At 65.2% G+C, this 21028-nt stretch carries 21 protein-coding genes and 1 tRNA gene; 9 read left to right on the top strand and 13 right to left on the bottom strand.

Going from position 1 to position 21028, the window contains the following annotated elements; translation table 11 throughout:
- Window positions 1-101 precede the first annotated feature (101 nt).
- From rplK to ACSQ12_RS15540, 4 genes are all read right to left on the bottom strand, one after another.
- Window positions 102-533: a 50S ribosomal protein L11 gene (gene rplK, locus ACSQ12_RS15525; protein ID WP_003803853.1), complete on the bottom strand. Its 432-nt coding sequence runs from the start codon at window positions 531-533 to the stop codon at window positions 102-104.
- A gap of 131 nt (window positions 534-664) precedes the next feature.
- Window positions 665-1528, bottom strand: a complete 864-nt coding sequence (gene nusG, locus ACSQ12_RS15530; protein ID WP_436065969.1) for a transcription termination/antitermination protein NusG — start codon at window positions 1526-1528, stop codon at window positions 665-667.
- 116 nt (window positions 1529-1644) lie between these two features.
- Entirely contained in the window at window positions 1645-1929 is a 285-nt protein-coding gene (gene secE / locus ACSQ12_RS15535; RefSeq protein ID WP_043430893.1) for a preprotein translocase subunit SecE, read from the bottom strand.
- Window positions 1930-2010: 81 nt separating this feature from the next.
- A tRNA-Trp gene (locus tag ACSQ12_RS15540) sits at window positions 2011-2083 on the bottom strand.
- A gap of 275 nt (window positions 2084-2358) precedes the next feature.
- Here ACSQ12_RS15540 and ACSQ12_RS15545 point away from each other — a divergent pair.
- On the top strand, window positions 2359-3576 hold the full coding sequence (locus tag ACSQ12_RS15545) for a pyridoxal phosphate-dependent aminotransferase (RefSeq protein ID WP_209743083.1): 1218 nt from the start codon (window positions 2359-2361) through the stop codon (window positions 3574-3576).
- A 145-nt stretch (window positions 3577-3721) separates the two neighbouring features.
- Here the strand turns inward: ACSQ12_RS15545 and ACSQ12_RS15550 are convergent, their stop codons facing one another.
- Window positions 3722-4408: a LuxR C-terminal-related transcriptional regulator gene (locus ACSQ12_RS15550; RefSeq protein WP_436065970.1), complete on the bottom strand. Its 687-nt coding sequence runs from the start codon at window positions 4406-4408 to the stop codon at window positions 3722-3724.
- Window positions 4405-5847, bottom strand: a complete 1443-nt coding sequence (locus ACSQ12_RS15555; RefSeq protein WP_436065971.1) for an ATP-binding protein — start codon at window positions 5845-5847, stop codon at window positions 4405-4407. The genes ACSQ12_RS15550 and ACSQ12_RS15555 overlap by 4 nt, the downstream gene beginning before the upstream one ends.
- Window positions 5848-5971: 124 nt before the next feature.
- Here ACSQ12_RS15555 and ACSQ12_RS15560 point away from each other — a divergent pair, with 124 nt between their 5' ends.
- The 5 genes from ACSQ12_RS15560 (at window position 5972) to ACSQ12_RS15580 (ending at window position 10268) form a co-directional block, all read left to right on the top strand.
- The gene (locus tag ACSQ12_RS15560; protein WP_436065972.1) at window positions 5972-7618 is read left to right on the top strand and encodes a PspC domain-containing protein; all 1647 of its coding nucleotides are present in this window, start codon (window positions 5972-5974) and stop codon (window positions 7616-7618) included.
- Between the two features lies 1 nt (window position 7619).
- Window positions 7620-7946, top strand: coding sequence for a hypothetical protein (locus tag ACSQ12_RS15565; protein ID WP_436065973.1), 327 nt, complete (start codon window positions 7620-7622; stop codon window positions 7944-7946).
- A gap of 3 nt (window positions 7947-7949) precedes the next feature.
- On the top strand, window positions 7950-8207 hold the full coding sequence (locus ACSQ12_RS15570) for a PspC domain-containing protein (protein ID WP_209743076.1): 258 nt from the start codon (window positions 7950-7952) through the stop codon (window positions 8205-8207).
- 172 nt (window positions 8208-8379) lie between these two features.
- Window positions 8380-9405, top strand: coding sequence for a 6-phosphofructokinase (locus ACSQ12_RS15575; protein ID WP_209743074.1), 1026 nt, complete (start codon window positions 8380-8382; stop codon window positions 9403-9405).
- Window positions 9406-9509: 104 nt separating this feature from the next.
- Window positions 9510-10268, top strand: coding sequence for a GNAT family N-acetyltransferase (locus tag ACSQ12_RS15580; RefSeq protein ID WP_209743072.1), 759 nt, complete (start codon window positions 9510-9512; stop codon window positions 10266-10268).
- Window positions 10269-10290: 22 nt separating this feature from the next.
- On the opposite strand, the gene ACSQ12_RS15585 is transcribed toward ACSQ12_RS15580, so the two are convergent.
- From ACSQ12_RS15585 to ACSQ12_RS15615, 7 genes are all read right to left on the bottom strand, one after another.
- The gene (locus tag ACSQ12_RS15585; protein WP_436065974.1) at window positions 10291-11829 is read right to left on the bottom strand and encodes a DHA2 family efflux MFS transporter permease subunit; all 1539 of its coding nucleotides are present in this window, start codon (window positions 11827-11829) and stop codon (window positions 10291-10293) included.
- Between the two features lie 34 nt (window positions 11830-11863).
- Window positions 11864-12427 (bottom strand): PadR family transcriptional regulator, encoded by a 564-nt coding sequence (locus ACSQ12_RS15590; protein ID WP_209743069.1) that lies wholly within the window; start codon window positions 12425-12427, stop codon window positions 11864-11866.
- A gap of 150 nt (window positions 12428-12577) precedes the next feature.
- A complete protein-coding gene (locus tag ACSQ12_RS15595) occupies window positions 12578-12994 on the bottom strand; it encodes an ankyrin repeat domain-containing protein (RefSeq protein WP_436065975.1) in 417 nt (138 codons plus the stop codon).
- Window positions 12991-14076, bottom strand: a complete 1086-nt coding sequence (ygfZ, locus tag ACSQ12_RS15600; protein WP_436065976.1) for a CAF17-like 4Fe-4S cluster assembly/insertion protein YgfZ — start codon at window positions 14074-14076, stop codon at window positions 12991-12993. The genes ACSQ12_RS15595 and ygfZ overlap by 4 nt, the downstream gene beginning before the upstream one ends.
- 22 nt (window positions 14077-14098) lie before the next feature.
- Window positions 14099-14848, bottom strand: a complete 750-nt coding sequence (locus tag ACSQ12_RS15605; RefSeq protein ID WP_436065977.1) for a flavodoxin family protein — start codon at window positions 14846-14848, stop codon at window positions 14099-14101.
- A gap of 77 nt (window positions 14849-14925) precedes the next feature.
- Entirely contained in the window at window positions 14926-15540 is a 615-nt protein-coding gene (locus ACSQ12_RS15610; protein ID WP_209743060.1) for an FABP family protein, read from the bottom strand.
- 169 nt (window positions 15541-15709) lie between these two features.
- Complete coding sequence (locus tag ACSQ12_RS15615; RefSeq protein ID WP_209743058.1) at window positions 15710-16444, bottom strand: permease; 735 nt, start codon at window positions 16442-16444, stop codon at window positions 15710-15712.
- A 276-nt stretch (window positions 16445-16720) separates the two neighbouring features.
- Here ACSQ12_RS15615 and ACSQ12_RS15620 point away from each other — a divergent pair, with 276 nt between their 5' ends.
- The 3 genes from ACSQ12_RS15620 to ACSQ12_RS15630 all read left to right on the top strand — a co-directional run bounded on the left by ACSQ12_RS15620 (window position 16721) and on the right by ACSQ12_RS15630 (window position 21011).
- Complete coding sequence (locus tag ACSQ12_RS15620; RefSeq protein WP_011692843.1) at window positions 16721-17419, top strand: winged helix-turn-helix transcriptional regulator; 699 nt, start codon at window positions 16721-16723, stop codon at window positions 17417-17419.
- A 267-nt stretch (window positions 17420-17686) separates the two neighbouring features.
- The gene (mshD, locus tag ACSQ12_RS15625; protein WP_436065978.1) at window positions 17687-18658 is read left to right on the top strand and encodes a mycothiol synthase; all 972 of its coding nucleotides are present in this window, start codon (window positions 17687-17689) and stop codon (window positions 18656-18658) included.
- 103 nt (window positions 18659-18761) lie between these two features.
- Window positions 18762-21011: an RNA degradosome polyphosphate kinase gene (locus ACSQ12_RS15630; RefSeq protein WP_436065979.1), complete on the top strand. Its 2250-nt coding sequence runs from the start codon at window positions 18762-18764 to the stop codon at window positions 21009-21011.
- Window positions 21012-21028: the final 17 nt, after the last annotated feature.

Below are 21028 nucleotides of genomic sequence, written 5' to 3' on the forward strand. Positions count from 1 at the left end.
TCTCCAACATTTCAATGATTCAGTGGTGCCGGTCTCCCGGCGGTGCCGTCCGGCGTCGTGATCGGTTGCCCGAATACGCGAGCCGCATCAGCGGTGGGGAATTAACCCTCGACGGTGATACCCATGGAGCGGGCGGTGCCGGCGATGATCTTCGCTGCGCCTTCGAGGCTGGTGGCGTTGAGGTCTTCCATCTTGGTGGAGGCGATCTCGTTGACCTGGGCCTGGGTCAGCTTGGCGACCTTGACGGTGTGCGGGGTAGCTGAACCCTTGGCGACGCCTGCAGCCTTTTTGATGAGCTCTGCAGCCGGCGGGGTCTTGGTGATGAACGTGAACGAGCGGTCTTCGTAGACCGTGATTTCAACAGGAATAACGTTGCCGCGCTGGGCTTCCGTCGCAGCGTTGTACGCCTTGCAGAATTCCATGATGTTGACACCGTGCTGGCCAAGCGCAGGACCGATCGGCGGGGCCGGGTTGGCGGCACCTGCCTGGATCTGCAGCTTGATGAGGCCGGTGACCTTCTTCTTGGGAGCCAATGTAGGGTCCTTCTCTCAATTACGTCCTGGGACACAGGAGCGTGCCTCAGGTTGGTGGCCGCCATGGCGAGGCGGCCGGCCGCTTCGTGGCTGCTAAGCGGGCAGCCCCGGAGCGAATTCTGTGGGTGTTACTAGATCTTGGTGACCTGGTTGAATGCCAGGGTGACCGGGGTCTCGCGTTCGAAGATGGAGACCAGCACCACGAGGGTCTGGGAATCGACCTTGATCTCGGAGATCGTCGCGGGGAGGGTCTCGAACGGACCTTCCTTGACGATGACGGACTCGCCAACTTCGAAGTCGACGTCCACGGGAGCCGCGGCGTGCTTGACCGGCTTGCCCTTCTCGGCCTGCTCTTCTTCGAAGACCGGGGCGAGCATGGAGAAGACCTCGTCGAGGCGGAGCGGCACGGGGTTGTGGGCGTTGCCCACGAATCCGGTGACACCCGGGGTGTGCCGGACGGCACCCCACGAGGCATCCGTCAGGTCCATGCGGACCAGCACGTAGCCAGGGATGCGCACGCGGTTGATGACCTTGCGCTGGGCGTTCTTGATCTCCACGACTTCTTCCATGGGAACCTGGATTTCGAAGATGTAATCTTCCATGTCCAGGGTCTGGATGCGGGTTTCAAGGTTGGCCTTCACGCGGTTTTCGTAACCTGCGTAGGAGTGGATGACGTACCAGTCGCCTTCCTGGCGGCGCAGCTTGGCCTTGAATTCCTCGGCCGGATCAACCTCGGCCTTGGCGGCAGCTGCGGCGAGGGCGTCGGCCTCATCTTCGTCGGATTCAGCGTCGTCGCCCGTTTCGGCGTCAGCATCTTCGTCGCGTTCGGCGTCGTCAGCATCAGCGTCAGCGTCGGCCTCAGAGGAATCGTCGATGGAATCGGGCGCAGCAGACTCAACCTCGGACTCTTCCCCGGCTACCGCCGCGGCGTCTGTTGTGCTGTCCGTGGACCCATCCAGCTCAGTCTCAGTTACCTCGAGCTCCTGCTCAGACACTTGGTCTCCTGCTTCCTCATTGCCTAACATGCCTATTTAAATGGCTCAATTCCGCACACCCCGTGAACGCTTCCGGATTATCGGGAGCATTCCACGCAGTCTGCGGACGGATCGCCTTAGCGGTCCGTGGGGCCTGTTCCGCCGAAGACCCAGCTCACTCCGGTCCCGAAAGCCAAGTCCAGGACGGTAACAATGAGCATCATGATGATCACGAACACCAGCACCACGAGCGTGTAGTTGATCAGTTCCTTGCGGGTGGGTGCTACGACCTTCTTCAGTTCGCCGATGACCTGGCGGATGAAGAGTGCGATGCGAGCGAAGAAGCCGGACTTGGCGGCGTTCTTGGCGGGGCGGCCCTTGGAGCTGCTTGCAGCCGTTTCGGTCACCTGGTCCTCACTCATCCTCGCAAATGTCGGATACCCGGCTCTGAACTGAACCATGGTTGCTGCGCTGGCTCCGGCTAAACGCCGGAACCGCTTGCGCAGGGCAGACAGGACTCGAACCTGCAACCTGCGGTTTTGGAGACCGCTGCGCTACCAATTGCGCCACTACCCTATGGATCGAAAACCAATCACACCACACTTCCCGCAGACTTCACGGGGCGCAGGCCATCATCGTGTTTTCAACACCGGAGAACTAGTCTACGCAACAACTGCGCTTACGTCGAACCAGCCTCATTTCGGACCTTCTTCGCGGCTGCCAGGGCCTGCCGACCGGGACACGGTCACATTCCTGACCGTCACGCTGAACGATCCGCTGAACAGCATAGAGTAGATCTCGTCGAATCCCACATCCAGCCATCGAGCTGCAAGCGAAGAATGGACCCCGCCATGCCTGCCGCCCGCGTTTCCCAACGCATTTCCGCTATTGCCGAATCCGCCACCCTGGCCGTTGATGCCAAGGCCAAGGCACTCAAGGCAGCCGGACGGCCGGTCATCGGCTTCGGCGCCGGGGAACCCGATTTCCCGACCCCCGGCTACATTGTGCAGGCCGCCATTGAGGCCGCCGGCCAGCCGAAGTACCACCGCTACTCCCCCGCCGGAGGGCTGCCGGAACTCAAGCAGGCCATTGCGGACAAGACGTTCCGGGACTCCGGCTACAAAGCCCAGGCGTCACAGGTCCTGGTCACCAACGGCGGCAAGCAGGCCGTTTACAACACCTTCGCCACGCTGGTTGATCCGGGCGATGAGATCATTGTTCCCACGCCGTTCTGGACCACCTACCCGGAAGCCATCCGGCTGGCCGGCGGTGTGCCGGTGGAGGTCTTCGCCGGCCCGGAACAGGACTACCTGGTCACCGTGGAGCAGCTGGAAGCGGCCCTGACCGAGCGCACCAAGATCCTGCTGTTCGTCTCGCCGTCCAACCCCACCGGTTCCGTATACTCGCCGGAGCAGGTCCGCGAGATCGGTCTCTGGGCAGCTTCCAAGGGACTCTGGGTGGTCACCGACGAAATCTACGAACACCTCACCTATGACGGCGTTCCCTTCACGTCCATTGCCACAGCGGTTCCCGAACTGGGCGACAAGGTGGTCATCCTCAACGGCGTCGCCAAGACCTATGCCATGACCGGCTGGCGGGTGGGCTGGATGATCGGTCCGGCAGACGTCATCAAGGCGGCGACCAACCTGCAGTCCCACGCCACGTCCAACGTTTCCAACATTATGCAGATCGCGGCCCTCGCCGCCGTCTCCGGCCCGCTCACCGCGGTGGACGAGATGAAGGTGGCCTTCGACCGCCGCCGGAAGGCGATTGTCGCCGGCCTGAACGCCATCGACGGGGTGGAATGCCCGACGCCGAAGGGCGCCTTCTACGTCTACGCGGACGTCCGCGGCCTGCTGGGCAAGGAATTCGAGACCGCGAACGGCACCGTGCGCCCGCAGACTTCCGCCGAGCTCGCTGCGCTCATCCTGGATGAGGTTGAGGTTGCGGTTGTGCCGGGCGAGGCATTCGGCCCTTCAGGCTACCTGCGGCTCTCCTACGCCCTTGGCGACGACGACCTCGCCACCGGAGTGGCGCGCCTCCAGGGCTTCCTCGGCAAGGCCAAGTAGGCACGCTCTCTCACTTTTCGCAGGAAAAGCGCAGACGCTCTCTCACTGTTCTCAGGAAAGTGAGAGAGCGTCCGCGTTTGGGCGGCAGGAAGTGAGAGAGCGTCCGGGTTTGGGCGGCAGGAAGTGAGAGAGCGTCCGGGGCGCGCTAGAGGAGGCGGCGTTCGGCCGCCCATTTGGTCAGTTCGTGGCGACTGGAGAGCTGCAGTTTCCGCAGCACGGCGGAGACGTGGGTTTCCACGGTCTTGATGGAAATGAACAGCTCCTTGGCCACTTCCTTGTAGCTGTAGCCCCTCGCGATCAGCCGCATGACCTCCAGCTCACGCGCGGACAGGCGGTCCAGTTCGTCGTCGGCGATATCCGCGGGCGCCGTGCCGAACGCATCCAGCACGAAACCCGCCAGGCGGGGCGAAAAGACGGCGTCACCGCCCGCCACGCGGAGTACGGCGTCGGTGATTTCCGTGCCGGAGATGCTCTTGGTCACGTATCCGCGGGCACCGGCGCGGATGACTGAAACGACATCTTCAGCGGCGTCCGAGACGCTCAGTGCGAGGAACCGGGTGGTGCCCAGCAGCGCGGCGGAACCGGCGATCACCTCGCGGCCCCCGCCGCCCAGCCCGCCCGGCAGGTGCACGTCCAGCAGGACCACCTCAGGCCGGGTCTGCGCGATCACCGCGATGGCCTGTTCAACCGTTCCGGCTTCGCCCACCACGGTGACCCGGGCGTCCAGGTCCGCTTTGAGCCCCGACCGGAAAATGGCGTGATCGTCCACGATGACCACCCGGATCGCCGGGGTGGCAGCCGCTTCGGCACTCCCAGGTATGACGTTGTTCACGATTTTCCCTCTCCGTTGTCCGCGACGTCGGAAGGCAGCCTGAGCCTTACCTCCGTGCCGTCCGGGCTGCTGCTGATGACCGCGGTCCCGCCGTGCCGGTTCATCCGCCCGACAATCGATTCCCGGACCCCCATGCGGTCTTCCGGAACCGACTGCGGGTCAAAACCGGGGCCACGGTCCTTCACGTAAACTTCCGCGCCGCCGTCGGCCACCTCAAGATACACGGATACCGCGCCGCCGCCGTGGCGGGACGCGTTTACCATGGCCTCGCGGCTGGCCTGGACCAGGGCCTCATGCCTCGGGGTCATGGCGGTATCTCCCACGCTGACCACGTCCACGGCATGGCCCAGGGAATCCTCAACCTCCGCGGCGGCGGCCCTGATGCGCTCCGACAACTGCCCCGCCTCCTTGCCTGGATCACGGTAAAGCCAGCCCCGCAGCTCGCGTTCCTGTGCGCGGGCCAGCCGCACGACGTCGTTCTCGTTGCCGGCCCGCCGCTGGATCAACGCGAGCGTCTGCAGGACGGAATCGTGCAGGTGGGCGGCAATCTCCGCCCGCTCCGTTGCCCGGACGCGGCCTGCACGCTCGGCTTCAAGGTCCCGCCAGAACTTCAAGCCCCACGGAAGCAGCACCAGTGCCACCCCGCCAAGGACCGCCACGGAAGCCAGCAGCGCCAGCCAGGTCTGTTCCCAGGAGCCGGAGCCGGACACCATCACCAGTACGCCCGCCACTACCAGGGCCAGCCCGGCGGCCAGCCTGGCCCAGCCACCGGCCTGGTCTGCCTTGGTCTTGTCGAGTAGTCCGGCACGGCGGGTTTCGTCCAGTTGGATCCAGGCGATGGCTGCCCCGCCAAGGATCGCTGCGGCCGGGATGAGCGTCCCGAGCGGAACGTCCACACCCAGCATGCGTGCGATCAGGATTCCGCCCGCTAGCAGCAGACCAGCGCCCAGGAGTACTTCCTTGCCGTACGGCATGCTCCGAATGCGGAACCACGGAGCGGTGGCCGCGGCCGCACCGGCGGCCCCCTGGCTGGTACCGGCTGCGGCCCCAGCCCTGGACCCCTGGCCCGCTCCGGAGGCTAAGCCCTGATCCGGCGTATCGGGCAGGGCGGCCGTGCCCGGGAAGGCTGCTGCGGCAGGGAACGGGCCGGAGGCAAAGTCCGGCGGTACCGGCAGCTGCCCCGGTGCGCTCACGGCAGGCGCAATGGGCGACGCCGGGCGCCGCGCGTTCCGCTTCGCGTTCTCGTCCGCAGTAGGAACCATGATCCAGAGCCATGCATAGAACGCCAGCCCCGCCCCGCCGGCGAGCGCCGCCACCGCCATGCCGATCCGGACCATCCGCACCGGCCAGCCCAGGTGGGCGGCCAGGCCCGCGCAGACGCCTGCAATAACGCGGTCGCTGCTGCGGACCAGGGGAGGTCGGGTAAAGGCCGTTGTCATGTGTCAATCCAAACACGTATCAGGGTCCCGCATGCCTGATTTCAGGCGGAACCGGGGGTCAGTCAGGGGTAGCTCAGGGTGTTCCCCAATAGAGCGCGGCCGGCGCAGACGGCAGGATCGAAGTATGAACTCGCACAATGCACACCCCGATGAAGATCCGCTGCCGTCCGGCCGTCCCGATTCCGGTTCCGCCACGTCAGCTGATGGCGGTTCCGACGGCGGCGCCCCCGTCCGGGACGGGTCCGGCTCCGGTTTCGGTTCCGAGCCGGTCTCCGGGTCAGGTTCCGGCCCGGACTCGGACTCCGCGCAGGGCAGCTTCCCCGACGGCCCGCCACCGCTCTATCCCACGGCCGGGTTTCCCGGCACCCAGTACCCGGGCGGCCAGCTCCCCCCTTCCCCGCCGGCGGACGCCCCCTACGCTTACCCCCAGTCCCAGTCCCAGTCCCAGCCCCAGAACTTCTTCAACTGGGTCCGGAGCCACGGCATTCAGCGCGGACGGGACCGCTGGATTGGCGGTGTGGCCAGCGGCATCGCACACCGGCTGGGCGTCGATCCGCTGATCGTGCGCGGCGTCTTCATTGTCCTGTCGATTTTCGCCGGAATCGGAGTATTGCTCTACGGCATCGCCTGGGCCCTGCTGCCGGAGCCCGATGGCCGCATCCATGTGCAGGAAGCCGGCGCCGGACGCTGGTCCACCGGCATGACAGGGGCACTCATCACCACGGTGATCGGCTTCCCCAGCCTGGGCAGCGGGTTCTGGGGCTGGGAACGGAACGGATTCGGCGGCTTCTTCTGGACAGTCTTCTGGATAGCCGGCGCCATCTATCTCATCTACTACCTCTCGCAACGCGATAAGGCCACCACCGGAGCGCCCATCATGACCACCCCATCAGACACCGGCGCGGCCACCGGCGGAACCGCCTTTGCAGCCACGTCGCCCGCCGGTACCTCCTCCCCTGCAACGGGCACGCCCTACGAACCGGGTGCCTACGCCGGCGGCCCGTACACCGGCGGCGCCTACACCGGCGGGCCCTCTGCCAGCGGTCCGTACGACGGCGGCGCTCCTGGCTCGGGCGGCTACGGCGCCATCCCGCCATACGGCGGCGGGTACGGCGGCCCGTCCGCTCCCGCGCCCAAGGCACCGAACCTAGGCCCGGGTGCCCCTGCCGTGGCGGTAACAGCAGGTCTTGCCCTGCTGGTGGGCGGAAGCATCAAAGCCCTCGAAGCCCTCAACATCACCAACCTCGGTGACGCCACCAACGCCGTGGTGTGGGCCAGCGGCGCCGCCGTCCTGGGCCTCGGCATCCTGGTCGCAGGACTCAGGGGCAGGACCTCCGGCATCCTTGGATTCTTCGCCGTCGTGGCCCTCATCATTGGCGGGATATTCAACGTGGTGCCCAACGGAGACCGCTTCCGCTTCCAGGACGCCAACTGGAACCCGGCCAGTATCGAACAGGCGCGGGAAGGCTTCGACATCACCGGGGGCAGCGGAACAGCCGACCTGACCCGGCTGAACATCACCCCGCCGCTGGGCACCGACGTCGTCATTCCCATGGATGTCACTGCAAGCAACCTGACCGTCATCATTCCGGACACCGTTCCCGTGGAAATCCGCGCGGACATGACCCTGGGCAACCTTAATGAAGGCTCGCAGAACCACGGGGGCATGACCACCAAGCAGAGCAATTACAACACTGACAAGCCGGGCGCCGCGCTCATCCTCGAAATCGACGGCACCATGAGCAACATCACCATCCAGGAAGGAAAGTGACATGAGCAGCTACGAACCTGCCCCGGACTCCACGCCGCAGGCAAAACAGCAGGCAAAAGGACAGGCAGCGCCCTCACCCGCGGAAGCGACGCACAGCGCCGGAGCACGCCACGGCGGCCAGTCACCGGCCCGGGTGGGCACAGTGGTCTGGGGACTTATCGTCCTGGCGCTGGCGGCGTTGATCATCATCGGCCAGCTCGGCATCGTGGTCCTGAACGGAACGTACGTGCTCATCGGCCTGATGATCGGCGCCGGTGCCGCACTGGTGGTTGGCGGGCTCCTCTCAGCCCGCGGACGTGACAAAGAATCCACAACAGGGAAGTCTTGAGGCATGGATAAGTTCTTCAGCATCGTCAGGGGCCTCGGCCTGAAACGCGGACCGCAGCGGTGGCTGGGCGGCGTGTGCGGAGGCATCGCCGCAAAGCTCAACGTGGACGTCGCCTTCGTGCGGATCGCGTTCCTGCTCCTCAGCCTCCTGCCCGGGCCGGCCTTCGTGTTCTACGTGGCAGCGTGGCTCATTCTCCCGGACCAGCGGAACGCCATCATCCTGCAGTCGTTCCTGGATAAACGATCAATTAACGGATCCTGACCACGAGGTCCAGGGGCCCCGGCTCTGCAGAGCCGGGGCCCCTTTCGTTCGCCATGAATGAGCTGCCCTTTGTAACCGGTTTGTGTCGTAACCCACACTCACCACTACAATCTAGGTGAGCTCAGCGTGGCGCTCTGCCTGTACACCCCCTCACCAGGATTTGAGCCGAGACATGAAAATTGGAATTCTCACCAGCGGTGGCGACTGCCCCGGACTGAACGCCGTGATCCGCGGTGCCGTCCTCAAAGGGATCGCCATCCACGGCCACGAATTCGTAGGATTCCTCGACGGCTGGCGCGGCGTCGTCGAAGGCGACGTCATCGACATTCCCCGCACCATGGTCCGCGGCATCGCGAAGCAGGGCGGTACCATCCTCGGCACGTCCCGGACCAACCCGTTCGAAAACGGCGGCGGCCCCGACGTCATCAAGGCCCACATGGACCGGCTCGGCATCGATGCGATCATCGCCATTGGCGGCGAAGGTACGCTGGCAGCAGCCAAGCGGCTGACCGACGCCGGCCTGAAGATCGTCGGCGTTCCCAAGACCGTGGACAACGACCTTGACGCGACGGACTACACCTTCGGCTTCGATACCGCCGTCCAGATCGCCACCGAGGCCATCGACCGCCTCCGCACCACCGGTGAATCCCACCACCGCTGCATGATCGCCGAAGTCATGGGCCGCCACGTGGGCTGGATTGCCCTGCACGCGGGCATGGCATCGGGCGCCCACGCCATTCTCATTCCGGAGCAGAAGGCCTCCATGGACCAGATCACCGAGTGGGTGGAGGAAGCCCACGCCCGTGGCCGCGCGCCCCTGGTGGTTGTGGCCGAGGGCTTCGTTCCGGAAGGCCAGGAAACGCCGCATTCCGAGCGCGGACTGGATACCTTCGGTCGTCCGCGGCTGGGCGGCATCGCCGAAATGCTGGCTCCCGAGCTTGAGGCACGCACCGGTATTGAGACCCGTGCCACCGTCCTGGGTCACATCCAGCGCGGCGGCGTCCCCTCCGCATTCGACCGTGTCCTGGCCACGCGCCTGGGCATGGCCGCCATCGACTCGGTGGTGGACCAGCGCTGGGGCACCATGGTGTCGCTGCACGGCACTGACATTGTCCACGTTGGCTTCGATGCCGCCCTGGGCAACCTCAAGCGCGTTCCGCAGCACCGCTACGACGAGGCCGCAGTCCTCTTCGGCTAGGCCAACAGCCACAGCAGGCCAACAGCGCGAACGGACATTTATGGCGCCATGAACAGGGCCGCAAATGTCCGTTCGCGCTTCGCACCGCTGGGTAGGGTTGAGTCATGACTCTCGACCCCGGTTCCGCAGACATCATCCAACTGGCATGGGCCCGCCATTTGGGCCTCGATGACGGAGCCTTTGCCGCGGCCCGGAAGCTCGACGCCGATGCGGCGGTTTCCGGGGCAGGCCCGCTGGCAGCAGGCGCACGTATCACGCGGGCGGACGAGTCCCGGAAATCAGTGGACTTTGTGCGGTTGTTCGGCGCTTCGGCCCTGGTGGGGCCCCAGTGGGTCATCGACGCCGCAGAGGATATCCCGGACGAGGACCTCGCCCAGCACGTGACGCTCCTGACCATCACGCGGCAGCATGGCGGCCACGGCCAGGGGGCAGCCGCCCTCTTCTTCGCCGACGATCTCCCCCTGCGCCAGCCGGCCGAAGAGCTGACCGTCTCGCACGGGAACCCCGAAGCCATTGAACTGGAAGGCCTGTGTCCGCCGGACGACGTCAACGAGGTGGGATTGTCCGATCTCGAACATCGGTTCACCATCCTGCGCGATGACAACGGCCGCAAGGTCCCGGTTGCCTGTGGCGCCTACTCCGAGTGGGAGGGCATCCTGGCCCAGATGGGGGTCCTTGTGGATCCCGACTGGCGTCGCAGGGGGCTCGGCTCCCTGGCAGCCTCCATTGCCGCCCATGAAGCCCTGGCGGCGGGGCTTACCCTGCAGTGGCGCTCGGACGTCAGCAACAAGGGCGCACTGGCAATAGCGCGCAGCCTCGGGTTCTCGACCGGCGGCATCCACACCAGCGTGCTGCTGGGCTGACCGGAATCAGCCCGGCACACGTTTAGGCGGACTTGGTCTGCGCTGATTCGGCTTCGGTTGCCGTTGCGCCTTCCGCTGACGCGGGGGCACCGGACCCACCCCAGTTGTGAACCGGCTTCGGTTTGGCGAAGAACAGCGCCACGGCCGCGCCAAGCAGGATCACCGCCGCCGGCAGCAGGATGGACTGGCCCATCGCCGTCGAGAACCCGTCATGCAGTGCCTCCGGCAGTGTGCCGCCGAACGCCATGGAGCTGGCCCCGCCGGAACCGTCAGGTGCCGCCGGAAGCTCCGCCGCGAGGCGCGACTGGATCAATACCGCTATGGCGGCGCTGCCCAGCACCGCGCCGATCTGTCGGGTGGTGTTGTAGACGCCCGAGCCGGCGCCAGCCTGGCGCGGCGGCAGGTTCCGGGTGGCTGTGGAGCTCAGCGGCGCCCAGATGCCCGCGTTTGCGAATCCCAGCACTGCACTGGGCAGCAGGAACAGCCAGATGGGTGTGTCCGGGTGCATGAGGGAGGAATTCCAGAACAGCGCCACCGACATCAGGACCAGACCGGCCGCGGTGATGTACTTCGGGTTGACCCGGTCAATAATCCGCCCCACAACCGGCGCCAGCCCACCCGAGATCAACGCCATCGGGACCATCATCAGCGCAGACTGCGTAGGTGTCAGGCCACGGACCACCTGGTAGTAGAAAATCAGCGGGAGGCTGAACGCCGTCACCGTGAAGCCCACCGTGGTGATACCGATGTTGGCCAGAGAGAAGTTGCGGTCCTTGAACAGTGAAAGCGGGAGAAGCGGCTCGCCCTTGTTGAACCGCTGCCACAGCACGAAGACCACCAGGACCACAAGGCCGGCGATGATCAGGCTCCAGACGGTGATGGGCCCTGTGATGGTGCCCCAGTTGTACGTCTCGCCTTCCTGGATGCCGAACACCAGCAGGAAGAGCCCGACGGCGCTGAGCAGCACGCCGGGGATGTCGAACTTGTGCGGGTGGGTGCTCAGGGAGGGGACAAAGCGCAGGGCCAGGATGAAGCCGATAAGGCCCACAGGCACGTTGATGAAGAAGATCCATTCCCAGCCGAGGCCGTCCACCAGCACGCCGCCCAGGATCGGCCCCACCAGCGTGGCGACCCCCGCTGTGGCACCCCAGATCCCCATGGCGGCACCGCGCCTGTCCGGCGGGAAGATCCGGGTGATCACCGCCATGGTCTGGGGCGTCATGATTGCGGCGCCAAAGCCCTGGACCACGCGGGCCAGAATAAGCGTCTGGACGTCACCTGACAACCCGCACCACAGGGACGCCAGGGTGAACACCACCAGGCCCGTGAGGTAGAGCCTCTTGGGCCCGAACCGGTCGCCCAGCCGGCCGGTGATCAGCAGCGGCACGGCGTACGCCAGCAGGTAGGCGCTGGTCACCCAGATGACGGAATTGATATCCGCGTTCAGGCCTTCCATGATCCGGGGGTTGGCCACCGAGACGATGGTGGTGTCGATCAGGATCATGAAGAAACCGATCACCAGGGACCATAGGGCCGGCCACGGCCTAGCGACGTTTTCCATGTGAATCCTTCAGGTGTGGTTGTGGAATGGTCCGCTACCAAGGGAGTTCCCCGGAGCGGAGCTGGTCCTGCAGGCTGCGTATCCAGCCCGTCTCGGACCGCAGCATGGTCTGTTGATACTGGAGGTCAATCCAGTACTTGCGGGCCACGTCCTTCGTCCGGACGGCCGCCTCGGCTGTCTGCAGGAACTCCAGTTGTTCCTGCAGCAGAACCAGCCGTCGGTCCAGGAGGTCCAGGACGACGCCGGCGGGCAGGTTGTACGCCTCGGCCACGGCCAGCGGGAACGACGGGTATTCGTTGACCGGCTCGGCGAGCATGTCCTGCAGGCGGGCCGTCAAGGCTTCCCGGCCGGCGGGCGTAATCCGGTAGGTGGTCCGTTCCGGCCGGTTGCCCTCCCGGTCCGTTCCGGCCGCCTCCACCAGGCCCCGCTCTTCGAGCCTGCCGACGGCGTGATAGAGGGTTCCGGGGCGGACCTTGACCAACCGGTCTTCGTGTCTGGCCATCAGCAGCTGGTACATCTCGTACGGGTGCATCGGTTCTTCGACGAGGAGCGACAAGGCAGAGATGCCGAGCGGCGTCAGCGGGGCGGATCGGGGCATTGTTCCGGTCACTCCCCTGCCTCACTCCCTACTTGGACGGCTTCTTGGCCAATATTCGGCTCCAACTATTCCACATGGAATATTAGGGCGCAAGAAAGCCCGCGCATCCAAGGATCCGCGGGCTCCCGGCCTTCCCGTTGCCGGCCGGGGTCAGCCGAGCAGGGCCTGGATGTCGGTCCTTGCAAACATTTCTGCCGCAGCCCGTGCCGACGGCGCTCCGGCATCCGGGTCGGCGCCTGCTCCCAGGAGTGCCTCGGCGACGTCCGCGTAGCCCTTGAAGGCGGCGCCGGCGAGCGGCGTCTGGCCCCGGTCGTTGACGGCGTTGGCATCGGCACCGTGCTGCAGGAGCAGCTGCACGGCCGGGGCGTGGCCGTGGTATGCAGCCAGCATCAGCAGGGAGTCGCCGGAGGCGTTGGTCATGTTGGCCGGCGCGCCTGCATCGAGGTAGCTGCCCAGGAGCGCGGTGTCGCCCTGGCGTGCCGCGTCAAAGAGGGCGTGGGCCAAGGCCAGTGTTTCGTCGTCGGCGCCGGCGGGGCCGGCTCCCGGGATGTCAGCGTGGTCAGTCATCGGTGTGTTCCCTTCAGGAATCCGGTCTGGCGGCCCACAACTTGCCCTGCGTCGGGAGCCACAATGACTTCCTGCGCGGCCGTGTAGGGTTCGTCGCCGTCTACGACCGTCAGTATTTCATCCGGAGAGACCGAACGCTTTATGACTGCGAGTGCCACGGGGCCCATTTCGTAGTGCTGCACCACGGAGGTCACCGTTCCCACTTTGCGCTCCCCCAGGCGTACTTCGCTGCCCACAGCCGGGAGGGTGTGCTGCGAGCCGTCCAGCTGGAGGAAGACCAACCGCCGCGGCGGATGGCCCAGGTTGTGAACACGGGCGACCGTCTCCTGGCCCTTGTAGCACCCTTTGGCCAGGTGGACTGCGGTGCGCAGGAGGTCAAGCTCATGCGGAATGGTCTTGTCATCGGTTTCCGCGCCAAGACGGGGACGCCAGGCGGCGATGCGCAGCGCTTCGGCGGCCCAGACGCCGGCCAGCGGCCGGTCACCCACGGTGGCTTCGAGTTCCGCGGCCGGCACCAGGTATTCAAACCATGGCCGCTCCATGCCCGGGTGCAATTCTTCCGCGACAACCGAGTAGGCGTAGCCACCGGCTCCCACATGCGGCCAGGGGTCTTCCCACACTTTCAGGCCGGACCACTCCTCAACCCGCCGCGTGGATCCGAGGACGGCCCAGTCGCCGGAAACATCCGCAATTTCAACGCGGAGCATGAACTTCATCCGGTTCAGCCACTCCGCCAAGGGTGCCGCTTCGGCGGCCTCAACGATCAGCCAGGTGGTCCCGCCGTCGTCAATGACCCGCGCGTCATACTCAATGCGGCCCTGGACGCTGAGCAGCAGCAGTTCGCTGGACTCCCCCGGCGCCAGGTTGGTGACCTGCTGGGAGGAGAGGGTGTTGAGCCAGCTCAGGCGGTCCGGACCGGAGACGGTGACCACGCCGCGGTGGGAAAGGTCGACGACGGCGGTGCCGGCTGCCAGCGCCCGCTGCTCCCGCAGCGGTTCACCATAATGCGACGCGACGCCGGAGTCCGCACCGCCGGCCTCGACGGCGCCCGGGCGCGACAACAGGGGGCTCTTGATAGTCATATGTAGTAGAAGTCCTTAAGGGCTAGCGGTATTCCGGATTCTCGAAGTCGAACCGGGTGCCGGCTTTCCATTCCTCCGGCAGATTGCCGTAGGCGGGGATCCCGCCGGCGTCCTTCAGGATTCGGGCCAGGTGCAGCAGGTTCCACGTCATGAACGTGGTGTTGCGGTTGGTGAAGTCGCTTTCCGGTCCGCCGGACCCTTCGTCGAGGTAGCTCGGGCCCGGCCCCACCGGTCCGATCCAGCCGGCGTCCGCCTGCGGAGGGATGGTGAAGCCGATGTGCTGGAGGCTGTAAAGGACGTTCATCGAGCAGTGCTTAATGCCGTCCTCGTTGCCGGTAATGAGGCAGCCGCCCACTTTGGGGTAGAAGGCCCACTGGCCTTTGTCGTTCAGTTGCCCCGAGTGCGCGTATAGGCGTTCGATCAGTTTTTTGGTCTGGGAGGAATTGTCGCCCAGCCAGATGGGGCCGGCCACCACCACGATGTCCGCTTCCTGGACCGCGGGGTACAGCCCGGGCCACTCGTCGGTTGCCCAGCCGTGCTCGCGCATGTCCGGATATACGCCGCTGGCAATGTCGTGGTCAACGGTCCGGATCACCCGGGTTTCGACGCCCTGCTTCTCCATGATCCGGCGGCTGACCTCGATCAGGCCTTCCGTGTTGCTGGTCTCCGGAGATTTTTTGAGGGTTCCGTTGAAGAAGACGGCCTTGAGATCGCCGTATTTTGCTTTGGTCCGCTGATCTGGCGTACCCGGGTCCGGATGAAGGCTGTTCACGGTCTTGCTCCCTGCGCTCGTTGCGGAAAACAATAATCGGTGAGGCCTGCCGGCCGGGGTGTCAGAGTCCGGCCGGCCTAGGAAATCTTGCTGAGGATGGCCGAAGCGTGGGCTTCCAGGCCGCCGCCCTGAGTGGCGCCCGCCCCGCTGGCCACGTCCCACCGCCAGAGCAGCTTGCCGTCCACCAGACCGAAGATCCGGGTTGCCGCCGTGTACTCCTTGGAGTGGCTCCCACGCATGACCATGTCGGTGCTCAGCTGGATCTGGGGGCCCTTGATCTGGCCGTAGTACAGCTCGGAGATGCCGCCGGGATGGGAGATGGAAACGGAGATGTCGAAGCCGCCGTCGCTGTTGCGCAACGCTTCGACTTCGTCGGCGCTTTTCAGCACCGGAACGATGTCGGCCGGGATCAGCCCCGGACCGCCGTCTTCCTCCCGCTGCTTCCGCTCCAACGCCCAGAAGCCGGTCTCCACCGTCAGCGGGCGCAGCCTGGTGCCCTCATCGTCGGTCAGCCAGCTCTCGGCGCGGTACTGGAGGTACGGCAGACCGTTGTGCGTGAAGGACACATGCTGGGAGAAATGCTCGGAATCTTCCTCGCCGGCGCCCAGGCGTCCGCTGCCCTCCCACTCACCAATGAGCCAGGACAACGGGACGAGCTCGGGCGTGAGGTCTGTAGGAATTTCAATCGGCACAGTAACTACCTCCGCAGACAACTAGCTCTGGACTGGTATTACTTCTGGCCCTTGAAGAGGCGGTAAACCACGAAACCAGCGAACCATGCCATGGAAAGGCTGGCAATGCCAAGCAGGACAAGGAAGAAAATCTCAAATGCAAGTACGGACATGATGCCATCCTAACGCGTTAGTAGATGAGTAGTTTGTCTATGAAGTACGCGAGCGAACCCACCGCTGCCACGGGTGCAAGGCCCATGCCCAGGGCGGCCGGAAAGTTAATCCGGTCCCCGCGGAGTATAACCAGCCTGCGCAGGCTGACGAGAACTGCGCCTACCGTAACGCCCACCACGGCGGCGGGTATTACGGCGATGTTTGAGAAGATCAGGCCTGCCAGCGGAGCAGTGAGGCCGGCCAGCACAATGCCCAGCGGCGCCACGATCCGGTCCGGCCAGCGGATGAGCCCGGCCAGCAGGGCAAAGGCGGCACTGATGCCGGCCACGAGCAGCATTTCCTTGACGCCGTTGAACCTCGAAGCCGCAATCCACCCTGCACCAAGACAGGACAGCAGCACACCTGCGCTGGAACCAAGCGTGGATTCCAGCCGCTGCGCCTGGCCCGTGCCGCGAAGCAGCTGCATCAGGAAAACAGCCATCACGCCTGCCGCAATAAACGCCGGGGTCCAGTCGAGGAAACCGGGCGCCGGGACATAGGTGGCTGCCACAGCCGAGCCCGCTCCGGGCAGTCCGATAATTGCTGCGAGGGTCTTCTTGGCGGGGATGTCCAGGAAGTGGGGCCAGCCGACTCCGACGGCCAGGGCTACGAGTATGGCGACACCAAGCAGCACTTCAGGGGAGGTGTAAGCGCCGCCGATAAAGACAGCAAGCCCGGCCAGCCCGATGGTTCCGATGGTCCACGGCTTCACTGTTTACCCGCGCTCACTCTCTGCTGACATCTTCTTCGCTGCGTCCAATCCTGCCTTATGTGACCTGCTTATGTCGCAAAACGCGAATTGAAACAGGCCTGATCAGTGTCTGTTAAGGGGCAATTGGGTATACTCAAAGCTCAGCTACGCTTCCTTCGGAGGATGCGGGCCCGGCCGGATTTCCGGCCGGCCACGACCGACGCGGGCAGCCAGTACCGGCCGGTGAAAGCCCGGTTCAGACGCCCAAAGATGCGCGGACAGCCCCTTGGAGGAACAATGTCGCACATCCTGCTACTGACGAACAGCACCGGATCATCGGTGGACATTCTGCCTGCCTTGGAATTGCTCAACCACCGCGTTCATATCCTCCCGGCCGAGCCCACTGCCCTGCTGGAAACCGACCCCTGCGACGTCGTCCTGCTGGATGCCCGCAAAGACCTGGTCGGTGCGCGGTCCCTCACCCAATTGCTCAAGGCCACCGGGCTCAGTGCACCATTGATGCTGATCCTCACAGAAGGCGGCATGGCAGCCGTCTCCTCGGCCTGGGCAGTGGACGACATCCTGCTGGATTCCGCGGGTCCGGCTGAAGTCGAAGCACGGATCCGGCTCTCCGTCGCGCGGGCCGTCCCGGAGAAAGAGGATCTTCCCACCGAAATCCGCGCCGCCGGCGTCGTCATCGACGAAGCAAGCTATACGGCCAGGGTCAACGGTGCTCCCCTGAACCTGACGTTCAAGGAGTTCGAACTCCTGAAGTACCTGGCGCAGCACCCCGGCCGGGTGTTCACCCGGCAGCAGCTTCTCACTGAGGTGTGGGGCTACGACTACTACGGCGGCACCCGCACCGTGGACGTCCACGTCCGGCGGCTGCGGGCCAAGCTCGGCGCCGACCACGAAAACCTGATCAGCACGGTACGCAACGTAGGCTACCGCCTGACCCTCGTGCGGCAGCCCGAGGAGGAGCTGACGGAGGCATAGCCTTCCGCAGCGGCTGCGCCAGCCGCTCCCGCAAACTCAACGAAACGAAGAAGCCCCGGACCAATGGTCCGGGGCTTCTTCGTTGGCTTAGAGGCCTGCAGTGGAGGACATACGGGTCGAACGTATCGAGGCCACCCCAGTGGTGGATCCCCCTCAGTTCCGGCTTCAGGAAGCCGGAACAGGTAATGACTATACGTGCCGGATCCGGCCGCATCAAATCGACCCGAATCCCGCCGTCAGCCGGACGGGCCGTATAGCCTGTACACCATGAGTCCTGCGCATCCCGAGAACTGGCCCGTGCTCGTCATCAAAGGCGGAGTGGACGATGAACTGCTCAGGGATTTCACAGCCCTCGCCACGGCCGCCGAAGAGTCTGACGGAAACCCTCCCCTGTCCGAGCAGACTTTTGTGACCCTTCGCGCCGGCGAGTCGGGAAGCCACTCACTCCTGACCCTGGCGCTCTATGCGCCCGATGAAGATTCGGATCCCGCCACCGCCCAGGACCTCGCCGGCTTCGCAGTGGTGGTGGAGGAAACGGACGGTACAGGTGTGCTGGAGGTGGCGGTGCATCCGAGCTACCGGAACCAGGGCGTAGCGGACAGGCTGGTTGCCACGCTCAAGGCATCACGGGGTTTTGACGGGCTCAAGGCGTGGTCCCACGGAAACCACGAGGCAGCAGCGGACCTGGCGGCCAAGTACGGTTACGCCCCCATCCGCGAGTTGTGGAAGATGCGGCTCACAGCGTCTGACGCTGAACTGCCCGACGCCGCCCTCCCGGACAACGTGAGCCTGCGGGCCTTCGTCCCCGGGCAGGACGAGGAGGCCTGGCTGGCAGCCAACAAGGCAGCCTTCAGCCACCATCCGGAGCAAGGCAACATGACGCGGCAGGATCTGGACGCCCGGATGGCCGAGGACTGGTTCGACGCCGCCGGCTTCCTCCTCGCCGTCGACCCGTCCGGCCGGATCCTCGGCTTCCACTGGACCAAGGTGCACCCTGGCCACGGCGGCCATCCCGCCATCGGTGAGGTCTATGTGGTGGGTGTGACTCCCGAAGCCCAGGGCATGGGACTGGGCAAGGCCCTCACCGTGGCCGGCATCAAATACCTGCAGGACAAAGGCCTTCACGCAGTCATGCTCTACACGGATGCGGACAACACGCCGGCCGTTTCGCTGTACCGCCGGCTCGGCTTCACGCGGTGGGATGCGGACGTGATGTACGGACCCAAAAACGGCGGTTAATCCAATCGGCAGACGCATGCGCCGCGGTTCAGGAAATCTGCGTATCCGCTGAATCGAATGCTTGTAAGGTTGAAGGTAAACCGCGCCAGCAAAAGGAGTGACCATGCAACCGGAATCAGCCGGAATCGCCACGTCTGAGGCCAAGGTGCTTCCGGTGCGCGCCCGCTTCGGGTCCTCCGAGGTCCCTGCTTCCCGTGCCACGCAGGACCGGATCGACATTCCCGAGTTCGCACCCAATCTTGAGCCCGAGGGAGACATCAGCCCGGACCGGTTCCTGGACCGTGAATTGAGCTGGCTGGCCTTCAACTCCCGGGTGCTGGAACTTGCCGAGGACCCCACCCTGCACCTGCTGGAGCGTGTCAGCTTCCTGTCCATCTTTGCCTCCAACCTGGACGAGTTCTTCATGGTCCGCGTGGCCGGCCTGAAGCGCCGGATCGCCACCGGGCTGGCCGTCCCGTCGCCGGCAGGACTGAGCCCCATGCAGGTTCTGGACCAGATCGGCGAAGCCGCCCACCGCCTTGCGCAGCGCCACGCCCGGGTCTATGCCGAACAGATCCGGCCCGCCCTGGCGTATGAGCACATCCACCTCATGCACTGGGATGAGCTTGACGACCAGGCCAAGGACCAGCTCAGCGCCATGTTCGCGGAAAAGGTCTTCCCCATCCTGACCCCGCTGGCAGTGGATCCCGCCCACCCGTTCCCCTACATTTCGGGACTGTCGCTCAACCTTGCCGTGGTGGTCCGCAACCCCGTCAGCGACAAGGAACTGTTCGCCCGCGTCAAAGTTCCGGACCAGCTGCCCCGCCTCATATCCATTGACGGCCCGCGTGCCGGCTCGGTCCCCGGCCGGGTGGCCCGGTTCATCGCACTGGAAGAAGTCATCGCCGTCCACCTGGACCAGCTGTTCGCCGGCATGGAGGTCCTGGAGCACCACACGTTCCGCGTCACCCGCAACGAGGACGTTGAGGTGGAAGAGGACGACGCCGAGAACCTGCTGCAGGCGCTCGAAAAGGAACTGCTGCGCCGCCGGTTCGGCCCGCCGGTGCGGCTCGAAGTCACCAACGACATCAACCCGAACATCCGGGCGCTGCTGATCCGCGAACTGGGCGTGGAGGAGTCCGAGGTCTACTCCGTACCTGCACCGTTGGACCTCCGCGGCCTGTCCGTCATTGCCGGGATCGACCGCGCGGACCTGCATTACCCGAAGCACGTTCCGCACACCTCGCGGTACCTGAACGAATCGGAGACGTCGAAGGCAGCCAACGTGTTCGCGGCCATGCGCCGGCGGGACATCCTGCTGCACCACCCGTACGATTCGTTCTCCACGTCCGTCCAGGCCTTCCTGGAGCAGGCAGCGGCGGACCCCAAGGTGCAGGCCATCAAGCAGACGCTGTACCGTACTTCGGGCGACTCCCCCATCGTCGATGCCCTCATTGACGCGGCAGAGGCAGGCAAGCAGGTGCTGGCCCTGGTGGAGATCAAGGCCCGGTTCGATGAACAGGCCAACATTTCCTGGGCACGGAAACTGGAACAGGCCGGCGTGCATGTTGTGTACGGCATCGTGGGCCTGAAGACCCACTGCAAGCTCTCCCTCGTGGTCCGCCAGGAAGTGGACGGGCTGCGGCGCTACTGCCACATCGGCACCGGCAACTACCACCCGCGCACCGCCCGCTACTACGAGGACCTCGGGCTGCTGACGGCCAACGAGCAGGTGGGTGAGGACCTTTCCAGGCTCTTTAACCAGCTCTCCGGCTACGCTCCGAAATCCACTTTCAAGCGGCTTCTGGTGGCGCCCCGTTCGGTGCGTTCCGGGCTCATTGACCGCATCGAGAGGGAAATCCGCAACGCCAAGGCAGGCATTTCGGCCAGGGTGCAGATCAAGGTCAACTCCATGGTGGACGAGGCAATCATCGATTCGCTCTACCGTGCTTCGCAGGCCGGCGTGAACGTGGACGTAATAGTCCGCGGCATCTGTTCGCTGCGTCCCGGCATCCCCGGGCTCAGCGAAAACATCACGGTGCGTTCCGTACTGGGACGTTTCCTGGAGCACTCGCGCGTGTTTGCCTTCGCCAACGGCGGGGACCCTGTGGTCTATATCGGCTCCGCCGACATGATGCACCGTAACCTTGACCGGCGGGTGGAAGCGCTGGTCCAGCTGACCAGCGGCGACGACACGTCCTACGTGCTGGACATGCTCCGCCGCTACATGGACCCGGGAACGTCCAGCTGGCACCTGGACAGCCAGGGTGAATGGACCAGGCACCACATCGGTGACGACGGCAAGCCGCTGGAGGACGTCCAGTCATGGCTGCTCGCTTCGCGTTCCCGCCAGCGCCCGACGATTAGGCGGTAGGACCCTGGCCTCGAAAA

This window comes from Arthrobacter sp. LjRoot14 (assembly GCF_964253905.1).
Taxonomy (GTDB): Bacteria; Actinomycetota; Actinomycetes; order Actinomycetales; family Micrococcaceae; genus Arthrobacter.

Bases quoted from the DNA above. Each gene is read 5' to 3' on its own strand.
- secE (WP_043430893.1), bottom strand. From the start codon at position 1,929: ATGAGTGAGGACCAGGTGACCGAAACGGCTGCAAGCAGCTCCAAGGGC.
- ACSQ12_RS15545 (WP_209743083.1), top strand. From the start codon at position 2,359: ATGCCTGCCGCCCGCGTTTCCCAACGCATTTCCGCTATTGCCGAATCC.
- ACSQ12_RS15555 (WP_436065971.1), bottom strand. From the start codon at position 5,847: ATGACAACGGCCTTTACCCGACCTCCCCTGGTCCGCAGCAGCGACCGC.
- ACSQ12_RS15560 (WP_436065972.1), top strand. From the start codon at position 5,972: ATGAACTCGCACAATGCACACCCCGATGAAGATCCGCTGCCGTCCGGC.
- ACSQ12_RS15565 (WP_436065973.1), top strand. From the start codon at position 7,620: ATGAGCAGCTACGAACCTGCCCCGGACTCCACGCCGCAGGCAAAACAG.
- ACSQ12_RS15570 (WP_209743076.1), top strand. From the start codon at position 7,950: ATGGATAAGTTCTTCAGCATCGTCAGGGGCCTCGGCCTGAAACGCGGA.
- ACSQ12_RS15575 (WP_209743074.1), top strand. From the start codon at position 8,380: ATGAAAATTGGAATTCTCACCAGCGGTGGCGACTGCCCCGGACTGAAC.
- ACSQ12_RS15580 (WP_209743072.1), top strand. From the start codon at position 9,510: ATGACTCTCGACCCCGGTTCCGCAGACATCATCCAACTGGCATGGGCC.
- ACSQ12_RS15585 (WP_436065974.1), bottom strand. From the start codon at position 11,829: ATGGAAAACGTCGCTAGGCCGTGGCCGGCCCTATGGTCCCTGGTGATC.
- ACSQ12_RS15590 (WP_209743069.1), bottom strand. From the start codon at position 12,427: ATGCCCCGATCCGCCCCGCTGACGCCGCTCGGCATCTCTGCCTTGTCG.
- ACSQ12_RS15595 (WP_436065975.1), bottom strand. From the start codon at position 12,994: ATGACTGACCACGCTGACATCCCGGGAGCCGGCCCCGCCGGCGCCGAC.
- ygfZ (WP_436065976.1), bottom strand. From the start codon at position 14,076: ATGACTATCAAGAGCCCCCTGTTGTCGCGCCCGGGCGCCGTCGAGGCC.
- ACSQ12_RS15620 (WP_011692843.1), top strand. From the start codon at position 16,721: ATGTCGCACATCCTGCTACTGACGAACAGCACCGGATCATCGGTGGAC.
- mshD (WP_436065978.1), top strand. From the start codon at position 17,687: ATGAGTCCTGCGCATCCCGAGAACTGGCCCGTGCTCGTCATCAAAGGC.
- ACSQ12_RS15630 (WP_436065979.1), top strand. From the start codon at position 18,762: ATGCAACCGGAATCAGCCGGAATCGCCACGTCTGAGGCCAAGGTGCTT.